The sequence below is a fragment of the Paenibacillus sp. N3/727 genome, assembly GCF_022637315.1.
Lineage (GTDB): Bacteria > Bacillota > Bacilli > Paenibacillales > Paenibacillaceae > Paenibacillus_AQ > Paenibacillus_AQ uliginis.
Map to the genome: position 1 here is coordinate 3,909,870 of NZ_CP093336.1, position 16,910 is coordinate 3,926,779.

Below are 16,910 nucleotides of genomic sequence, written 5' to 3' on the forward strand. Positions count from 1 at the left end.
AATGAAAATTGTACTACATCAACCACTTTACAACATTGATGCAAGTGATAAGGTTCAGATAAAAATTTGTTAATATGAAGCATAATTAGAGCTTGATATCCGTCAATAAACTATAATGTTTTTTTAGAATGTTTTACATCTTGATGGACATGCCATAAAATTCAGGATAGATGAGCTTAAAGCCCAGTCTTTGATACATTTTTATTTTCGCCACATCTGCAATCACTAGTATGTCAGCATCCTTCGAGGCTTTGTTAGCCAAATAAGCTAATAACTCTTTGATGATCATTTCCTCTAAGCGCGGTTCTTGATGTGATGGATGAACTACAATATCTACAATTTGAAAATAACAAGCACCATCTCCAATAATTCTCCCCATTGCCATCAGCTTAGAGTCCTCTCCTCTTACAATTACTGAAAACAACGAATTTTTAAGTGCGATATCGGCCACGGAGTTATCCATGGAACCAAGCCCTACAGCTTTTCTCAATTTTATATACTCATTGCTGTTAGGAGTCTCATGCGAAATGTTCATTCAATCACCTATTCCTCTATTGGGAGTGAAATCAAGACTTTCACAATTATTTTATAACATTGATGCAAGTGAGAAGGTGTTGTTCTATAACACCTATAATATAAGCTACATGGGATAATAAGACTGTCTTAGCACTTTAGGGTTTTTACTTAATGTTTGTCTGTGTAGAACGCATTTGGTATAGTGGTAACCTGGAACCTACTACGGTTAAGAGGAGTGCCGGAGATGCGCTATTACAAACCGATTGAGATTGCCAAAGAACTTAACATCAGCACAAGCGCTTTGCGACATTACGAGGATTGGGGAGTCATACCGAAACCCGCTCGTGCAGAAAATGGCTACCGTCTGTATACAAAAGTACATTTAGCTTACTTTCGCTGCCTTCGAGCCTTGTTTCCTGGATTCGGTGTAGGCATCACATGTGATGTGCTTCGGCATATACAAAACGCTGAAGTGGACAAAGCTTTTTGGATCGTTAATCATGAACAAGCCAAACTTCAGCATGAAAAAATGGTTGCAGATCAGACGCTTGCACTGCTTCAAGACTCGGAGCTACCTATCACACCGAATAATAAACTGAAAAGCCATATGAACATTGGAGAAGTTGCAGCCCTGACCGATGTACAGGATTCAGCCATCAGACATTGGGAAAAGGAAGGACTGATCTCGCCATTGCGAGACCCCGAGAATGGATACCGGATTTTCACATCCGTGCACATTCGGCAAATCCTACTCATTCGTACATTGCGAAGAACGGTCTACTTTTTGGAAAATATGAAGGAGATCGTTCAGGCTGTGGAACATCACAGCATCGAAAAAGCAAAAAAAGTTACTGAAGATGCTTTGATAAGCATTAACCAGCGTAATCGCCAGCAACTTCGAGGCGTTCAACAATTGGTTGAGCTTTGCGATGTATTGGAATTTATCGATTGATTTAGACAATTTGATTATTGAACATTTCATACTTCATAACCTATTTATGGATGTTTATCTGTCGTATAATTAAATCAAATCTTTTTTTTCGAGAGGAGACGATTTCAATGACCGCTAGCGAATCCCCGAAAAATCTGTTTACGAAAGAATTCACCCAGAACCCATACCCGGTATACGAAAAATTAAGGAAAAGCGATCCCCTGCTCAATTTGATGTTTCCGGACGGTTCTTACGGCTGGCTTGTCAGCAGTTATGAAGATGCAGTAGCGGTCTTAAAGGATCCTAGATTTATCAAAGACATAACGAAAATATACGGTAACGAATATGCAAGCGTTTTTACAAGCAATATGCTATTCTCCGATCCACCAGATCACAAAAGACTTCGTGGACTTGTACAAAAAGGGTTTACTCCGCAAATCATTGCCGGAATGAGAGACCATATTCAAGACATTGCTGATGAACTTCTTGACGCTGTGTCCTCACAAGACAGCATGAATCTTATCGATGATTATGCCTTCCTCCTACCGATTATCGTGATCAGTGAATTACTCGGGGTTCCTCTCGAGGACCGGGATAAATTCCGGATCTGGTCCAACTCCATTATCGGAGCTTCCAATCAGGAAACTGGAGAAGAAGTGACTCAACATATGAACGAATTCGTTCAGTATCTAGGAGAATGGTTTGCAAATGTCCGCGAAAATCCCGGAAACGACATGATCAGTCAGTTGATTATTTCCGAAGAACTAGGAGACCGCTTATCAGAAGAGGAGTTGTACGGTGTCGTCACCTTGATGATCATTGCCGGCCATGAAACGACGGTCAATCTGATCGGCAATGGTGTGCTTGCACTTCTGGAGCATCCGGAACAACGCAAATTACTGCAAGAACAACCAGACCTTATTCATGGCGCGATTGAGGAGATGCTCCGTTTCAACGGCCCTGTTGAATTCAGTACATCCCGCTGGGCAACTGAAGATTTTGAATTTAGAGGCCAGATGATGAAAAGAGGTGATCTGGTCATCGTAGCATTGGATTCCGCCAACCGTGATCCAGAACAATTTAACGATCCTGATATTTTTGATATTACAAGGGATAAAAGCAAGCATCTGGCATTCGGTAAAGGCATTCACCTATGCCTTGGCGCCCCGCTCGCCCGTCTGGAAGGTGAAATTGCAATAAACACGCTACTGCGGCGATTTCCGAATATCGAACTCCGTAGTGACGTTCAAGAACTCGAATGGAAACCCGGCATGATTGTTCGGGGTGTGAAAGAGATTCCTCTTTCCATCAAATGACCTAATATTTTTCATAACAGAGCACAATCTTACAGCAGTTCTACTGCTATGGGATTGTGTTTTTTATACTTCTTCGACATGCTACCTTTCGTCAAGTAAGGTTTTAGCGTTCAATAATTTTCATAGGTTACATGTGATGCCGAGTTTCCCTCTATAATCAGGCTAAAAAAAGATGATCATCGTTATTGACTCTACCACTATGGTATACCCCATACTCATGATGAGCTCAAAAACACCGCGGTGAAAGGAAGATAACAATGTTTCGAATAGGTGATTTCTCCAAGCTGTCGAGGATCAGTATACGGATGCTGCGACATTACAATGAGTTAGGTTTACTTGTTCCCGAATACGTTGATGAAATGACGGGCTATCGTTATTACAAACCAGGTCAGCTCTCGCTTGCGAACCGAATCCACTCCTTAAAGGATATGGGCTTTAGTCTTACGTTAATAGGACAAATTCTGAAGGAATACGGCGATGAGGAGAGTTTGCGAAAGCATCTCATGATTCAACACGCACAAATGAAAGAACAAGAGCAATTGTTACAGAACAAGCTCTCACTGCTTCAAACAACCATCCAACAACTTGGAAAGGACTGTTTACCTATGAAATACAATGTCACCCTAAAAGAAATTAGTTCAAGATATGTAGCGAGCCTGCGTCAAATCATACCTTCGTACAATCAAGAAGGGCTCTTATGGAACCAACTAATGGAAGAAACGTCAGCACAAAAACTGCAATTTTCAGAACCTTACATGAGCCTTGCGGTCTTTCACGATGAAGGTTATAAGGAAGCTGATGTTGACGTTGAGATTCAGATTTCTGTCACTGGCAAGTATCAGGACACGGAACATGTCCGTTTCAAGCATGTTCCTCAATTGCTCGTGACTTCTACAATCATTGAGGGAAACTACGATCAATTGGGAGCTGCGAATGAGGAGATTGCAGCTTGGATCTCGGGCAATCAATATGAAATGAACGGGCCTATGTCTACCATTTATCATGTCGGACCTGGCACAGAAGCGAACCCCGACCTGTGGGTAACAGAGATATGTTATCCAGTGAGGAAGCAATAAGAGTTTGTATTCCACACTTACTATATCCTTGGGTGGCCTACTTGGTTTTGTAATCAATGTATCTTCATAAGGAAATTGTAGGCGAGCGAAAGCAAGCCCACTTTCTAAGCTCACTTCCGTAAGCCCTGGAAGCAGGAATCACTAAAACTCCCGGTTACTTCAAACTTACTCATTCGTTCAGGCTCGTAGTGCCCTACAACACACAAAGGGATGTCCCAGGATAATATGAACCTGTTCTCGGAATAATTTTCAAATGTTCAGGGGAATTTATTGGGTATTAATCATCGGAAGGCGAGCGATCTAATTATGAATACTCAAACCGCTGTATCATTTTCCTCTATAAATCAAAATATGCAGTACATCCAAAACGCCCTGTTTCAAACGAGTGATCTAAAAACTAGAACTCAAGCTTTTAAAGGAACTCCCGGAATACTTCTGTATCTCGAATCCGTAGCAGATGCTGAACTTATAGAGCGAAACGTTATTACACCACTCAGCAGAAGTGAAGAAGACAAAGAACTGGACGAGCTTTTTACAACCCTCGGTTTTGACCAAGAAACCTCGTTAGATAAGGGTGTCCATGGACTCATAGAAGGAAAATGCCTCTATTTTTTAGAAGGGAACCCCGAGTTTTACATCCTCTCCACACCGGCAAATTACTTACGAAGCGTATCGGAGCCAGAAAACGAAAGTGTCGTTCGGGGTGCTCATAATGGCTTTATCGAAAGTTTGAAAGTGAATTTATACCAAATTCGCAAACAGATCAGCACATCTAATCTCACTGTCCGTTACTTCCAGATTGGAGAAAAATCTCCCAAGCAAGTTGCGGTGGTATATTTGCAAGATGTTGCTAATGAAGAGGTATTGCAGAAAGTTGAATCAAGACTAAAACACATCACTTTGGATGCCATAATCACTACAGGATACATACAGGAAGTAATGGAGGATAATCCGTATTCGATATTCCCCCAGCATCTGAATACAGAGCGTCCCGATTATACCTGTGCACACTTGCTCAGCGGGCATGTAGCCATTCTACTCGATGGTGATCCAACCGCATTGATCGTACCTGTAAACTTTTTCACCTTTTACAAAACTCTTGATGATTATAGTAATCGCTGGATGATCGCCTCCTTTGTTCGCATTATCCGGTTGTTAAGCTTCATAACAGCATTCATGCTGCCCGCTATATATATAGCGACCGTTTCTTATCATTCCAATGTGCTGCCACTACAATTGTTTTTCACGGTTCAAGGTTCATTATCACGTGTACCGTTTCCTCCATTGGTCGAAGCTATGCTGCTTGAGCTCATTTTTGAATTGCTTCGGGAAGCGGGACTTCGTCTTCCTAACCGAGTCGGTCAAACTATAGGCATTGTAGGCGGTTTGGTTATCGGGGATGCCATCGTGAAGGCTGGTTTAATATCGTATACGATGATTATTGTCGTAGCCTTAACTGCCATATCCTCTTTTCTCATTCCTTCCAATGAGATGAGCTCGTCTATTCGCATATTAAGGTTTCCACTGATGGTTGTTGCGTCCATATTCGGATATATCGGAATTTCATTTGGACTGACGATTTTGTTCATCCATTTGGTCAAACTTGAATCCTTTGGAAAGCCATATTTTAACCCGTTGACTCCGTTAAGTTTAAGAGGTCTAAAGGATACGTTTGTACGATTTCCCATTTGGAGTATCCGCAAGCATCAAAGCAGTTCTGATCCTGATGAATAACAGTCCACTTCATGCAGTAAAGGATGAGATATGATGACTCATAGTGAGAAAATGCTCTCGAAATTGCAGTTTTTCTTTTTTATCATTCAGGCCCAAATCGGGGTTGGTGTTCTTTCGATTCCTCACGAGTTGAATAATAATGCAATGGGCGGTTCGGGTCTCTCCGTTTTGATTGCGGGGTTTGTCACCCAAATGATTATCTTTATACTGTGGTTTTTATTGAAGAAGTATCCTGGACTCAGCCTGTTTCATATTTGTCTAAAACTGTGTGGTCCAGTCATAGGCAGATTATTGATTGTTTGTTATATCGGTCACTTCATACTTCTAGCTGCTAATATTTTGCTCAGCACCGTTGATGTTTTGCAAAGCTGGATACTCCTGTCAACACCTAAATGGGTATTGTTAGGTCTCTTCTCGATCATGGCTCTATATCTAGCCAGAGAGAAGCTGACAGTATTGGCCAGATTCTATGCGCTGGCATCTTTTCTGTTTGTACCATTGATCTTTTTTGTCAGCTATGGTTTAACTCAATCCCGTGTAGAATATATGTTTCCGCTACTTGAGGCCGGTTACATGAATATTGTAAAAGGTGCCAAAGATGCTACGATTTCCATGTATGGATTTGAGATGATGCTCATCATTTTTCCTTATACACAAGGATCCAACAAACAAAGACTGATGACGATTAGTCTGGCCAATTTGTTCGTCACTTTGTTCTATACATTTGTTGTCGTCACCTGCGTGATGGTATTTAATACCGAGCAGCTACGATTAATACCTGAACCGGTGATTTACCTGATGAAATCCCTTAATTTTTATGTTTTCGATCGTGCAGACGTCTTGTTCTTACCGATATGGGCAATTACGCTTGTGTGCTCGATTGTCAGTTATTGTTATGCGCCTTCTATTGGACTTACAGTTTTATTTAAGAGGAGTAATCACAAGAACTTTGCACCCTATGTCATAATTGTAAGTTACATCATCGCGTTGTTTCCTATAACCCCTATCGCCATACATCAATTAGATAGAGCAGCTGAGTATTCAGCGTACCTTTTTATAGTCGGCATCCCTTTCGTAATGATGATTCTATCTCTCTTTGTCAAAAGGAAGGCCGGTGAATTGGCATGAAACTCATTTCCAATTTCTTGGTGATGCTTCTAGCCCTCGTCTCCCTGACCGGATGTTGGGATCGAGAATATTTGAAAGATATCAATCTTGCTTACAGTGTGGCCTTAGACCTCAAGGATGATGGAAAGATATTTCAAGCGGTCGAAATCATTATCCCTGCTGAAGCAGAACAGACCAGCACGACTAATGAAATTCACACAAGTGAAGGAATGACAACACGCGATGCAAGCAGTGAGATGCGAAAAAAAGATCGAGGTAACTTGAGTTTTATAAAAAATAGCATACAGCTTATAGGAAGTCCTTTAGCAAAGCAAGGTTTGAATTCTGTTCTAAATGTGATTTTCAGGGATCCCAATAACCCGACAGCAAATCTTCGGCTTGTCGTCACTGAAGGTGAAGCTACAAAAATCCTAAGTCAAAAAATGGTTGGAGGAATGAAAGTCGGCGAGTTCATTTCACAGAAAATTAAGAGTTTGGAACGGATGAGTCTATTCTATCCTACAGAAACCGTTGATACCGTGTTCCGATCCTTGAAGGATCCCGGACAGGACTTCGCACTGCCTTATATTGGACAAGAAGGTACAGAAGTAGTGGCTAAAGGTGTGGCTCTGTTTCATGAACACCATCTCACCGGATCACTAAACGCAGACCAATCCGTTATGTTAGTTCTGCTCAAGGGACGACAGGGAGAAAATGCACGCTTCACCAGAAAAATAGAAATAAGTTATCCGGATAACTTACACGGTACCATGACCTTCAATTTGGCGAAGAAAAAAATAAAACGTAAATTTAACGTGCATGTATCTAAGGACGGAGACATTATTGTGAATTTGAATTTGAAACTCCAAGCCATTGTCGAAGAGTTTACGGAGGACCAAGCGCTCACTGAAAAAAAGCTCGACAGTATTAATCAAAGGCTCTCTGAAATGCTGACGGAAGAGGCAAAAGATGTCATCCGAGAACTTCAAAAGGCGAACTGCGATATTTTCGGCGTAGGGAGAAAAGTGATTGCCTATCATAATAACGTATGGAAAACCAAAAACTGGAGTAAGGATTACCCAAAAGTGCAATTTCATACGAAAGTAGATGTTGAAATCGTAGATACAGGCGTGATTTTTTAGGGAGGTTTGGGCACTAATTTTCGTTGCTCAGTTATTGGTGCCCAAGCTATTCTACATATGTAATCCTCTCTTATAACGACCTTTATACATCGGAATCATTCTCTTCCATTAATGCAGCACAATGATCTATTAACAAACAGAAAGAGCGGTTATGTCCTATAAAAAATGAAGATACGTCATACCTGCCCCATGTAGGTTCGAACGTCACCAACACACGATGTTTCATTACATTCACAACGGTGGCAGCGAATTTATCCGAGGTGCTGCCAGCCATTAAAGTAATGTATGCATATAGTGAATGATCCACGGGCTCATCCAGGGGACTTACCCCAGCACAAGAAAATTCGGTTTGTACCCCTAGCCGATTAAGCCTGCTCAATGCGGGATGAATCTCCGAGTCAACGTAGACACCATTTAATAACCTAGTCTTCTTCTCCCCCTTACGAACTTTGGGAGAACTTGTCCAGCTTATTAATTCCCTTTTCCGGCGTCTCCAATGTTCGTCAGAATGAAAACTCAGCAGCACCTCATTAGAAATATCTACGTCTGCTTTATCTTGGTACATATGATGTTATCCTCCCGTCTAACCGGAACTTAGATGAACCGTTACTGTTACTCTCATGATATCACCTCCACCTCCATACATAAACTGCATAATCGTAGTAATCACGGGTGAAAAATATTCCATCAGGAGGCGGAATCATGAAAAAATCAGCATCTCTGGCGCTATTAAGCGCAGTCTTGTCGGTAGCATTGCTGCAGCCACAGCAAATCTTTGCAGCCGATTCTTTCAAGGAATCACTTCTTTAGATGATCAACAGAATTTCAATCCAAGGCAGGTCATGAAGCGTGACTAGGCTGCAGCCATGGTTATAAAAGCGGTAAAATTTGTGGAATCTCATAAAGAAGAAAGGACTGTTCACGATGACTGAACAGTCCTTTTTATGTCAGTCGGTTTGCGTGTTACATTCCAACTCTTGAACTACATGATGCTGAGCCCAACCATGTATGTGGATTGCCCGCCCAACACCAGCCAAGCTTCGGTTTCCCGGCACTAATCCATAAGGCGGTAACCCTGCGGTCTCCACAGCGAGAACCAAGCAGTGAGAATCCGCTATTTTTCATTAATATATCAGGGTTATGTGTTATAACAGCTATCCCCTCTTCCAGGGTAAGTGGAGAGCGGTTGTCGTTTACAATCGTCTTGAGTGCTTCGTTTGGTGTCACATTACGAGTTTCTGTACCTGTATCTATATCCATGGCCAGGTATGCTATTCCATTTGGTAGTTCTATCCCCTCAATAGGTTTAAATCTCTGAATATCATCAGCATCCATAACGCTAAATCCTTTTTGATTTTTTCGCTCTACGAGTTGCATCGCCTTCTCACCATCCACCCACTCGCTTTTGATGACGATCACATAAGGAATAAAACCTTCTCGATCTTCCTCATTCTTCTCAAACTCTATTGTTTTTGTTTTGAGAGGCTGAAGCTGACTTCTGAATTCAACCTCATTTAACCCTGCAATCGAAGGATAGCCTTTTTGAATTAAATTCTCCACTTGTCGGTCAAATTCGTTAGTGATCATTCGTTGTTCCCTCTCTTTCTCTGGACAAGCTTTGAAAAGCTCTTTTACCATCAGAGCAATTATGCTTTACTCTTTTATCGTACAACATTCACGCTAACTCTAAACTTTCTCAATCAAATCTGTTGTTTTATCTTAAGTAAATTTAAAAAACTTTATAAGTGTGCTTTAATCTTAATTAGCATGAATGTTGAGGTGACCCATGAATTTAAGACCGATAGATATCGCAACTAAACTTAATATAAGTACAAGTGCCCTAAGAAATTATGAAGCACAGGGAATTGTTCCCCCTACAAAGCGTTCAGCAAGCGGTTATCGGATCTATACAGTGGAGCATATCGCTTATTTTGAATGTATTCAAGCTATGGCCCCAGGTTTTGGGATGGACGTAACGAAAGACGTTCTACGCAAGATTCAATCTGAAGAAGTGGATACTGCACTCCGATTGGTTAACCAAGTTCAGGCCAACCTGTATCGTGATATAATTCTGGCTGAAGAAACGATTCACGTCTTGGCGTCTAATGAACTTAACTTCCTGAACTCAGGTAGAAGCAAAGAATGGATGACCATCGGGGAGGTCTCTGCTGCGACGAACATCCCAAGTTCAACAATCCGATACTGGGATAAGATCGGACTTATCACTTCTTCACGAGATTCACGAAATAGGTACCGAATATTTAATCAATCTCAAATTCGTAAAATCCTCCTGCTACGCACCTTGCGACCGGCTGTCTATTCATATGACTTAGTGGGGCTTAAACAAGCGATCGGGGCAATGGATCATAACGATCTGGAGCATGCGAAAAAAATCGCTCAAGACTCGCTGGCGTACCTGAACAACATTAACCAAGAACAACTTCGCGGCGGGTACTATTTATACCGTTTATGCCGATTGTTAGATTTAATTGATTAATACCATGTGTAGTCACACACTAGAAAAATAGTTTTTTGCCATCCGCGTTTTTCTTCACATGCCATTTATCAAAGAGTCGCCCCTCTTCGTCAATAGCCCTCACTTCCAAGTTATCGGAAGTTGCAACCACCTGAACAAAATGAGGTACCGCCAAGGATTGCGCTGTGTGCCACTCTCTCTTCGGCAGCAGCCATTCCGGCATGGATCCGGCACCACCCGCAACAATATAGACAATGCCATCGTCAAAATCAACCTTTCCTTCACGAAGAGGATGACTCCGTTCATAAACAATCGTATGTGAATTGAAGACGATATCCACTCCATATTGCTCCAATACAGGACAAAGCTGTCGCAAATCTTCCACCTGATATCCTCCAGATATATACGGCGGGTAATGAAAATAAACGACTTTCCACTTTGCAGTGGAGGATTGTAAATCGTTGATCAGAAATTCATATTGCTCGTTGCCTGGACCAATTTCTTCTAAGCTGTTCGGAAATGGTCCGGTTTAATAAAATCAGTACTATCCAGGCAAGTAAAGTGAACATCTCCGTAGTCAAATGAATAGTAGTTTTTAGGCGATTCAAATGCGAAGAAATCATAATACCAAGAACCATTATTTTCATGGTTACCGAGACAACTGTAGAACGGTGTACTTGTCAAAAATTTGCGGCCGGGGCCAAAAAATATGTATACCAGTCATCATAATTACTTCCGTCATTCACGATATCACCTATGAACAACGTAAAGTCAGGACGATATTTTTGCATTTGGCTGAAAATGTTTCTGTTTATCATTCCATCCGTCTGATCGAATCCGCTGTATCCACCTGTCTCACTTGTTACCGTAAATGAAAACGGCACGCCTTCAGATATGGTTGTCTTAAAAGGATGTGGTCCTGACTCTACATTGATTTGTCCGTTACCTGAATGTATTTGGTAAAAATAAACCGTCCCTGCTTCAAGGCCATTCACTGTGAGCTGGTGAATTTTTGAATGCCCCTCATTTGAGACGGTTGTGATCACTTGCTCCGGTTTTTTGTAATTACCTTGATATCCACTATGGATTCTCTCTGCTAATAGAACATCTACTCTGGAGGATGCCGGCTCAGATGTTTCCCACATGATCGTCATGGAGTCCACCGTAGGCCATTGCAAATAGGGTCCCTTAATAATTGTGAACACTGTTCCTCACTCACTTTCGCTTGGAGTTTTTCGCACCGCGCGTTGTGTTGCACGACGATGGCCAACCAATTAAAACGTTTACATATTTAACTTTGCTTTATGCGGGACTCCACAACCGCTGAACATGGCTCAGCTGATTATCTTGGAATTCCAATTTATAAATATCAGGTTTGCTTGTCCCCTTCCAAAATTCAAAGCCATAATTAGAATCGAAATAATTCAATATGATCGTCATTATATTTCCGTGGGTGCCAAGCGCGATTTTCTTGCCTTTATATTCCGAGAGCAGTCGCATAATGATCGGTATAGCCCGTTCCTGCGACTGCCTAGTTGTCTCCCCTTCAGGCATGCAATAATCTATATCGATAAAAGATTGTTCAATTCCTATTAACAGCTCCTCATCGGATACAGCTTCATTCAAAGTACCAATTGGTCTTTCAATAAGCTCGTTATACAAAATGATCTCTTTCTGTAGCAGTTCAGCAAGTGGAGCTAATGTTTCTCTTGCCCTGTTATACGAACTGGAGACGATCACATCAATTCCTTCGTCTCTTAACAGCTCTGCTACTCTTTTAGCATCGGATTTCCCTTGATCGTTCAAGCTCGCACCTCCCGAGCGCTCAAGTTCCAAAGAAAATGGAGCAATTCCATGACGAACAAAATACAGATATGTTTTCATTGTTCACCCATCCCCCAATTTTTTAAGTAATAATAACTTAATATACTTGTTAGTTGAAGAGATTGTAAAGTCTTAAAAGAGCTGTGCAAGTGTCGGAGATTACAACACTCACACAGCTCTATCTCAACCATAGCATTTCATTTAACTTGTCACTCTTTGACAGGATGATAGGTGAGAACAACGACCCCCGAACTAAAGTCTTCAACGTCCATTGTGGATCTTCCATGACACGGTCAAGAGAAACGAACTCCGATACTTTTCAAAAAACCTCGTATAGTTAAGATTCTACAACAGCAAGCTCATCGAGTGCCAATTTCGCCTGTCTCCGTGCATTTTCAACCGAATCGGACGTTGATAAAGCGACCGCCATTCTCCGACCTGCCTTTGTAACCGGCTTGCCAAATACACGAACCTGCGTGTTCGGGACCGATAATGCCTTCTCCACACCGGTAATACGATAGTGTTCGAGTTCAAGGCTTGCTTTCAATGGACGGCTGGCTCCCGGCGTCATAAGTACGATTTCAGGGATTGGATAACCGAGGATTGCCCGAACGTGTAGTGCAAATTCAGAAAGATTTTGCGTTACAAGTGTCACGAGTCCAGTATCATGCGGCCGCGGAGAAACTTCGCTGAAATAAACTTTATCCTCCGTTAAAAAGAGTTCAACACCAAACAGACCATATCCGCCTAGTTCGTCTGTTATGGCTCCAGCAATATGCTTTGCTTCTTTAATCTGATCCTCTGTCATATCATGCGGCTGCCAGGACTCAATGTAATCCCCGTTTTCCTGAATATGTCCGATTGGTGCGCAGAAGCTTGTTCCACTTATGGAACGAACCGTAAGCAGCGTGATTTCAGACTCAAAGCGGATGAACTCTTCAATAATAACCCGCCCGTTCTGAACCCGGCCACCTTCCATTGCTACGTTCCAGCACTGTTCAATGTCCTTCTCTTCACGGCAAACACTTTGTCCTTTTCCTGAAGAACTCATCAGAGGTTTGATAACGCAAGGATACCCCATCTCCTTTACCGCTTGAACAAACTGATCATACGTGTCAGCAAATTTATAACCGGCTGTTGGCAGGCCCAGTTTCTCTGATGCAAGACGTCTAATCCCTTCCCGATCCATCGTCAGCTTCGCAGCGCGGGCTGTTGGAATGACCCGATGGCCTTCTTCCTCCAGTTTTAAAAGCTCTGAAGTCGCTAATGCTTCAATCTCGGGTACAATAAGATCCGGGTTTTCCTGTTTGATAATTTCCCGCAACCGCTCACCATCCAGCATATCGATCACATAATGACGGTGGGCTACCTGCATGGCAGGTGCATGAGCGTAACGATCAACCGCTACCGTCTCAACTCCCAGACGCTGAGCTTCGATCAAAACTTCCTTACCTAGTTCTCCCGAACCGAGCAGCATTATTTTCTTAGTTTGCAACATTGGCATATCCCCCATTTTACCGCTCATAGCGGTAGTTTTATTCTTGCGAGATAAAGATGCAGTTCACTCCGAAGTCTATGCTCTCTTATCTCAAAAATAAAAGAGGCAAGGAGAAAGAAACTCCTTACCTCTGCCCAGGCGTACGGCCGCTGCCATTCATGTGCTCCCTCATGGTTACCCATGTTCCGCCAGTCACACATAAGCATTTCATTTGTCACGTAAATCATACTGAAATCTTCGCCTATTTGCAACATGAAGGGGTACTTTATTGGTGAGTTTGGATTTTGCCTATAATGGAATTTTTCCGCTGCAAGCCAACTAGTTTTTCCACCGGTTGGCCGTTTTTAATTAGAATCAGTGTCGGAAGACCCATCACGCCATACTTAGAAGCGAGCTCGGGCTCTTCATCTGCATTCACTTTACCGATGAGTATAGAATCTTGTAGTTCGACGGAAAGCTCTTCCACAATGGGAAGCTGCATTTTACAAGGTCCGCACCAAGGTGCCCAAAATTGAACCAGCGTTAAACCTTTGTCGATGAGTTCTGAAAAATTCTCTTTTGTCATTGTCTCAAGCATTCTGCTATCCCCTTTGTAAATAAAATTGTTTATAACTCGGTATTCAAAGCTTTTTCCAGAGCATGAAGCACTGCTGTTATTTCCTTTGCCAAATCATTGTCCGTGATGTCTCCCGCTGCATTCATTTTCAAACTTATTTGTGGAATACACATCGTTCCCCCAGAGACTATATGTGCATTCAACATATTCAGAGTCATTAAAAGTGACGCATGAGCATTTTCACCACCTGCTGGATGTGGTGAGGCACTCAACACACCAGTAGGTTTGTTATACAACTCTCCTGATGACACCGTCCAGTCGATTGCGTTCTTAAGAACGCCTGGTACTCCGCTTGCATATTCCGGTGTGCTAATTAACACGCCATCTACGGACATAAGTTGGTTCCGGAAAGCGATAACGGCTTCCGGTGCTTCCTCTCCGTCAATTTCGGGATTGAAATGCGGAAGATCACCTAATCTATCGAAAATCGTGAGGTTAATATGTTTAGGTGCCAACGCCGCAGCTGCTCGTAACAGATTTGTATTAGAAGAACGGTTACGGAGACTTCCGGATATACCTAAAATGTGAATCATTGGTTCATTCATCGTTGCATCCCACTTTCCAGGAATTGATTTTACTTGCTGGGTGTTCTTGAATAATCGAGCTTATGCGTTCCTCCAGGTTTGACTTTATGTTCTCGAGCTGTTTGATTTGACCATCAATTTCCTTCAGTTTCTGTTGATATACCGGGAGAACCTCTTTACAAAATGCTTCTTTGTTCTTCAACACGCAATTCAGAAAGCCGGCGATTTGTTCAGTAGTCAAACCTAATTTCAAGTAAAATTGAATAGTCTGCACTTGTTCAATCATGAATGAGGAATATTCACGATATCCGTTATCATGCCGTTTGGGGGCAAGCAAGCCCTGCTGCTCATAATAACGAAGGGAGCGAATGCTAACGCCGGTTCGATTGGCGAGTTCTCCAATTCTCAAGTGTCATGCCTCCAATTGTAATTGTATGGGTTTAATCTGATTATAAACGATGACACTAATGTCAGGGTCAATATGAATTTGATAAAAGAAAAAAGCTCAGAGTTAATTATCTGAGCTTTTTTCTTTTAAAAGGTGTTTTCAATTAATGCAATCATTAAACTGTCTATAAATCTTTTTTTAGATAGTAATGCTTAAAATCTCTTCCGACATTATCAAGGGTACCAAACTCTTGAAACCCGTGTTTTTTATAAAAATCTAATGCTTGAAAACTTAAAGTATCTACTTTTATGAAGTCACAACTCGTCTCCAAAGCTATTTGTTCTATTTCTAATAATAGTTTAGTTCCATAACCCGATTTACGCATGTCTTCATCAATTATAAAAGTATGAATCTCTAACCAATTCCAGCAAATTTCACCTAATATTCCACCGCGAACCTTGCCGCTTTCATCCTTCAGAAATAAATTAATTTCTTGGTATCTTCCACCTAAATCCACCGGGAAATTCTTCAAATTAAACTTAAAAAGCTGATTATTAACATGATACTTATCATTTTTATTTAGTTCTTTAGTAATATGTAAATTCATTATGTAGGTGTTTCTCCTCTTCTTCCAACAGTATAAAAAATACCTCCTCATTATGAATTTTTCAATTCATTCATGAGGAGATATTTATCATAATTTTAATTCATCAGATTTACTCTTCAGAATCCACGTTATGATACACTTGCTGAACATCTTCCAGATCTTCCAGTGCATCAATCAACTTATCGAATTGTGCTACGGCATCTGCAGGAAGTTCAACATAGTTTTGCGCAAGCATCGTTAACTCAGCAACGGTAAAATCAGAAATACCAGCGTTTCTGAACGCTTCTTGCACCTCATGGAACTGATCCGGTTCCGAATATACAATGACAGACTCATCTTCTTCCATGATATCGCGAACCTCTACATCAGCTTCCATCAACAGCTCAAATACTTCATCCAAGCTCTTGCCTGTAACACCAATAACAGCGGTCGCATCAAACATATACGCGACAGATCCACTCACACCCATGTTTCCGCCGTTTTTATTAAATGCGGAACGAACATCAGAAGCTGTACGGTTGACGTTATTCGTCAATGTATCTACGATGACCATGGCTCCGTTCGGTCCAAAACCTTCGTACCGAAGCTCTGTATACGTTTCTTCCGCACTGCCTTTAGCTTTATCCAAGGCGCGGTCAATAATAGCTTTAGGTACGTTATATGTTTTTGCTCTCTCAAGTACAACTTTTAAGGCGCGGTTAGATTCTGGATCTGGCTCACCTTTTTTTGCTGCTACATAGATTTCAACCCCGAACTTTGCATAAATACGACTTGTATTTGCATCCTTTGAGGCTTTCTTCTCTTTGATATTATTCCATTTACGACCCATGCTGTTCCCGCTTTCTTTATGAATTTTACAACCCTATTATAGCATTATAACCTATGATGAAAAAACTCCCCTACATAAAGAAGTTATGTTATTGAACATTTCTCCAAACAGTCCGATATTTCTTCTGATATTTCGGGTCTTCTTCCATTTCTATAAGCTCTAAAGCCTGTTCCTTTATAGAAGCACCTTTCAGCTCATCATAAAGACTTCTTAAGCCTTGAAGAATGTCATAGCGTATTAATATGTAGTTTTTCTCATTGGTGCAATCTCTAAATCGGCTGACCATGGCATGAACAACCATTTAGAGATCCGAAAGGAGGATGATT

General features: G+C 41.5%; 20 protein-coding genes and 1 riboswitch. Of the genes, 7 read left to right on the plus strand and 13 right to left on the minus strand.

Features of this window, described 5'->3' with window-relative positions:
* Window positions 1–133 precede the first annotated feature (133 nt).
* Window positions 134–535, minus strand: coding sequence for a GNAT family N-acetyltransferase (locus tag MNQ98_RS17845; RefSeq protein ID WP_241929474.1), 402 nt, complete (start codon window positions 533–535; stop codon window positions 134–136).
* 225 nt (window positions 536–760) lie between these two features.
* Here MNQ98_RS17845 and MNQ98_RS17850 point away from each other — a divergent pair, with 225 nt between their 5' ends.
* From MNQ98_RS17850 to MNQ98_RS17875, 6 genes are all read left to right on the plus strand, one after another.
* On the plus strand, window positions 761–1,468 hold the full coding sequence (locus MNQ98_RS17850) for a TioE family transcriptional regulator (RefSeq protein ID WP_241929475.1): 708 nt from the start codon (window positions 761–763) through the stop codon (window positions 1,466–1,468).
* 107 nt (window positions 1,469–1,575) lie between these two features.
* Window positions 1,576–2,763, plus strand: a complete 1,188-nt coding sequence (locus MNQ98_RS17855) for a cytochrome P450 family protein (RefSeq protein ID WP_241929476.1) — start codon at window positions 1,576–1,578, stop codon at window positions 2,761–2,763.
* A gap of 257 nt (window positions 2,764–3,020) precedes the next feature.
* Window positions 3,021–3,839 carry a MerR family transcriptional regulator gene (locus tag MNQ98_RS17860; RefSeq protein ID WP_241929477.1) on the plus strand — a complete coding sequence of 273 codons (819 nt, stop codon included), beginning with the start codon at window positions 3,021–3,023 and terminating at the stop codon, window positions 3,837–3,839.
* A 270-nt stretch (window positions 3,840–4,109) separates the two neighbouring features.
* Window positions 4,110–5,573: a spore germination protein gene (locus MNQ98_RS17865; protein WP_241929478.1), complete on the plus strand. Its 1,464-nt coding sequence runs from the start codon at window positions 4,110–4,112 to the stop codon at window positions 5,571–5,573.
* 30 nt (window positions 5,574–5,603) lie between these two features.
* Window positions 5,604–6,701, plus strand: coding sequence for a GerAB/ArcD/ProY family transporter (locus MNQ98_RS17870; RefSeq protein ID WP_241929479.1), 1,098 nt, complete (start codon window positions 5,604–5,606; stop codon window positions 6,699–6,701).
* Window positions 6,702–6,772: 71 nt separating this feature from the next.
* A complete protein-coding gene (locus MNQ98_RS17875; protein WP_241929480.1) occupies window positions 6,773–7,822 on the plus strand; it encodes a Ger(x)C family spore germination protein in 1,050 nt (349 codons plus the stop codon).
* An 82-nt stretch (window positions 7,823–7,904) separates the two neighbouring features.
* Here the strand turns inward: MNQ98_RS17875 and MNQ98_RS17880 are convergent, their stop codons facing one another.
* Together MNQ98_RS17880 and MNQ98_RS17885 are read right to left on the minus strand one after the other, a co-directional pair.
* The gene (locus tag MNQ98_RS17880; RefSeq protein ID WP_241929481.1) at window positions 7,905–8,387 is read right to left on the minus strand and encodes a hypothetical protein; all 483 of its coding nucleotides are present in this window, start codon (window positions 8,385–8,387) and stop codon (window positions 7,905–7,907) included.
* Between the two features lie 398 nt (window positions 8,388–8,785).
* Window positions 8,786–9,460: a DUF5701 family protein gene (locus MNQ98_RS17885; protein ID WP_347272218.1), complete on the minus strand. Its 675-nt coding sequence runs from the start codon at window positions 9,458–9,460 to the stop codon at window positions 8,786–8,788.
* Window positions 9,461–9,608: 148 nt separating this feature from the next.
* Here MNQ98_RS17885 and MNQ98_RS17890 point away from each other — a divergent pair, with 148 nt between their 5' ends.
* Window positions 9,609–10,319, plus strand: coding sequence for a MerR family DNA-binding transcriptional regulator (locus MNQ98_RS17890; protein WP_241929482.1), 711 nt, complete (start codon window positions 9,609–9,611; stop codon window positions 10,317–10,319).
* A 19-nt stretch (window positions 10,320–10,338) separates the two neighbouring features.
* On the opposite strand, the gene MNQ98_RS17895 is transcribed toward MNQ98_RS17890, so the two are convergent.
* The 10 genes from MNQ98_RS17895 to MNQ98_RS17940 form a co-directional block, all read right to left on the minus strand.
* Window positions 10,339–10,797 carry a metallophosphoesterase gene (locus MNQ98_RS17895; protein WP_347272265.1) on the minus strand — a complete coding sequence of 153 codons (459 nt, stop codon included), beginning with the start codon at window positions 10,795–10,797 and terminating at the stop codon, window positions 10,339–10,341.
* Window positions 10,798–10,978: 181 nt separating this feature from the next.
* Window positions 10,979–11,476 (minus strand): fibronectin type III domain-containing protein, encoded by a 498-nt coding sequence (locus MNQ98_RS17900; protein WP_241929483.1) that lies wholly within the window; start codon window positions 11,474–11,476, stop codon window positions 10,979–10,981.
* Between the two features lie 124 nt (window positions 11,477–11,600).
* On the minus strand, window positions 11,601–12,182 hold the full coding sequence (locus MNQ98_RS17905; RefSeq protein WP_241929484.1) for a histidine phosphatase family protein: 582 nt from the start codon (window positions 12,180–12,182) through the stop codon (window positions 11,601–11,603).
* A gap of 277 nt (window positions 12,183–12,459) precedes the next feature.
* Window positions 12,460–13,620, minus strand: a complete 1,161-nt coding sequence (gene purT / locus MNQ98_RS17910; protein WP_241929485.1) for a phosphoribosylglycinamide formyltransferase 2 — start codon at window positions 13,618–13,620, stop codon at window positions 12,460–12,462.
* Between the two features lie 125 nt (window positions 13,621–13,745).
* Window positions 13,746–13,826: riboswitch (ZMP/ZTP riboswitch) on the minus strand.
* Window positions 13,827–13,885: 59 nt separating this feature from the next.
* Window positions 13,886–14,197 carry a thioredoxin gene (gene trxA / locus MNQ98_RS17915; RefSeq protein WP_241929486.1) on the minus strand — a complete coding sequence of 104 codons (312 nt, stop codon included), beginning with the start codon at window positions 14,195–14,197 and terminating at the stop codon, window positions 13,886–13,888.
* 29 nt (window positions 14,198–14,226) lie between these two features.
* The gene (locus MNQ98_RS17920; protein WP_241929487.1) at window positions 14,227–14,781 is read right to left on the minus strand and encodes an NADPH-dependent FMN reductase; all 555 of its coding nucleotides are present in this window, start codon (window positions 14,779–14,781) and stop codon (window positions 14,227–14,229) included.
* Window positions 14,774–15,169 (minus strand): MerR family transcriptional regulator, encoded by a 396-nt coding sequence (locus MNQ98_RS17925; RefSeq protein ID WP_241929488.1) that lies wholly within the window; start codon window positions 15,167–15,169, stop codon window positions 14,774–14,776. The genes MNQ98_RS17920 and MNQ98_RS17925 overlap by 8 nt, the downstream gene beginning before the upstream one ends.
* Window positions 15,170–15,332: 163 nt before the next feature.
* A complete protein-coding gene (locus MNQ98_RS17930; RefSeq protein WP_241929489.1) occupies window positions 15,333–15,755 on the minus strand; it encodes a GNAT family N-acetyltransferase in 423 nt (140 codons plus the stop codon).
* Window positions 15,756–15,864: 109 nt separating this feature from the next.
* On the minus strand, window positions 15,865–16,584 hold the full coding sequence (locus MNQ98_RS17935; RefSeq protein WP_241929490.1) for a YebC/PmpR family DNA-binding transcriptional regulator: 720 nt from the start codon (window positions 16,582–16,584) through the stop codon (window positions 15,865–15,867).
* 88 nt (window positions 16,585–16,672) lie between these two features.
* A complete protein-coding gene (locus tag MNQ98_RS17940) occupies window positions 16,673–16,870 on the minus strand; it encodes a hypothetical protein (protein WP_241929491.1) in 198 nt (65 codons plus the stop codon).
* Window positions 16,871–16,910 lie beyond the last annotated feature (40 nt).

Excerpts from the sequence above, each read along its gene's own strand:
- MNQ98_RS17845 (WP_241929474.1), bottom strand. The coding sequence starts at position 535 with ATGAACATTTCGCATGAGACTCCTAACAGCAATGAGTATATAAAATTG.
- MNQ98_RS17850 (WP_241929475.1), top strand. The coding sequence starts at position 761 with ATGCGCTATTACAAACCGATTGAGATTGCCAAAGAACTTAACATCAGC.
- MNQ98_RS17855 (WP_241929476.1), top strand. The coding sequence starts at position 1,576 with ATGACCGCTAGCGAATCCCCGAAAAATCTGTTTACGAAAGAATTCACC.
- MNQ98_RS17860 (WP_241929477.1), top strand. The coding sequence starts at position 3,021 with ATGTTTCGAATAGGTGATTTCTCCAAGCTGTCGAGGATCAGTATACGG.
- MNQ98_RS17870 (WP_241929479.1), top strand. The coding sequence starts at position 5,604 with ATGATGACTCATAGTGAGAAAATGCTCTCGAAATTGCAGTTTTTCTTT.
- MNQ98_RS17880 (WP_241929481.1), bottom strand. The coding sequence starts at position 8,387 with ATGTACCAAGATAAAGCAGACGTAGATATTTCTAATGAGGTGCTGCTG.
- MNQ98_RS17885 (WP_347272218.1), bottom strand. The coding sequence starts at position 9,460 with ATGGTAAAAGAGCTTTTCAAAGCTTGTCCAGAGAAAGAGAGGGAACAA.
- MNQ98_RS17890 (WP_241929482.1), top strand. The coding sequence starts at position 9,609 with ATGAATTTAAGACCGATAGATATCGCAACTAAACTTAATATAAGTACA.
- MNQ98_RS17905 (WP_241929484.1), bottom strand. The coding sequence starts at position 12,182 with ATGAAAACATATCTGTATTTTGTTCGTCATGGAATTGCTCCATTTTCT.
- purT (WP_241929485.1), bottom strand. The coding sequence starts at position 13,620 with ATGTTGCAAACTAAGAAAATAATGCTGCTCGGTTCGGGAGAACTAGGT.
- trxA (WP_241929486.1), bottom strand. The coding sequence starts at position 14,197 with ATGCTTGAGACAATGACAAAAGAGAATTTTTCAGAACTCATCGACAAA.
- MNQ98_RS17920 (WP_241929487.1), bottom strand. The coding sequence starts at position 14,781 with ATGAATGAACCAATGATTCACATTTTAGGTATATCCGGAAGTCTCCGT.
- MNQ98_RS17930 (WP_241929489.1), bottom strand. The coding sequence starts at position 15,755 with ATGAATTTACATATTACTAAAGAACTAAATAAAAATGATAAGTATCAT.
- MNQ98_RS17935 (WP_241929490.1), bottom strand. The coding sequence starts at position 16,584 with ATGGGTCGTAAATGGAATAATATCAAAGAGAAGAAAGCCTCAAAGGAT.
- MNQ98_RS17940 (WP_241929491.1), bottom strand. The coding sequence starts at position 16,870 with ATGGTCAGCCGATTTAGAGATTGCACCAATGAGAAAAACTACATATTA.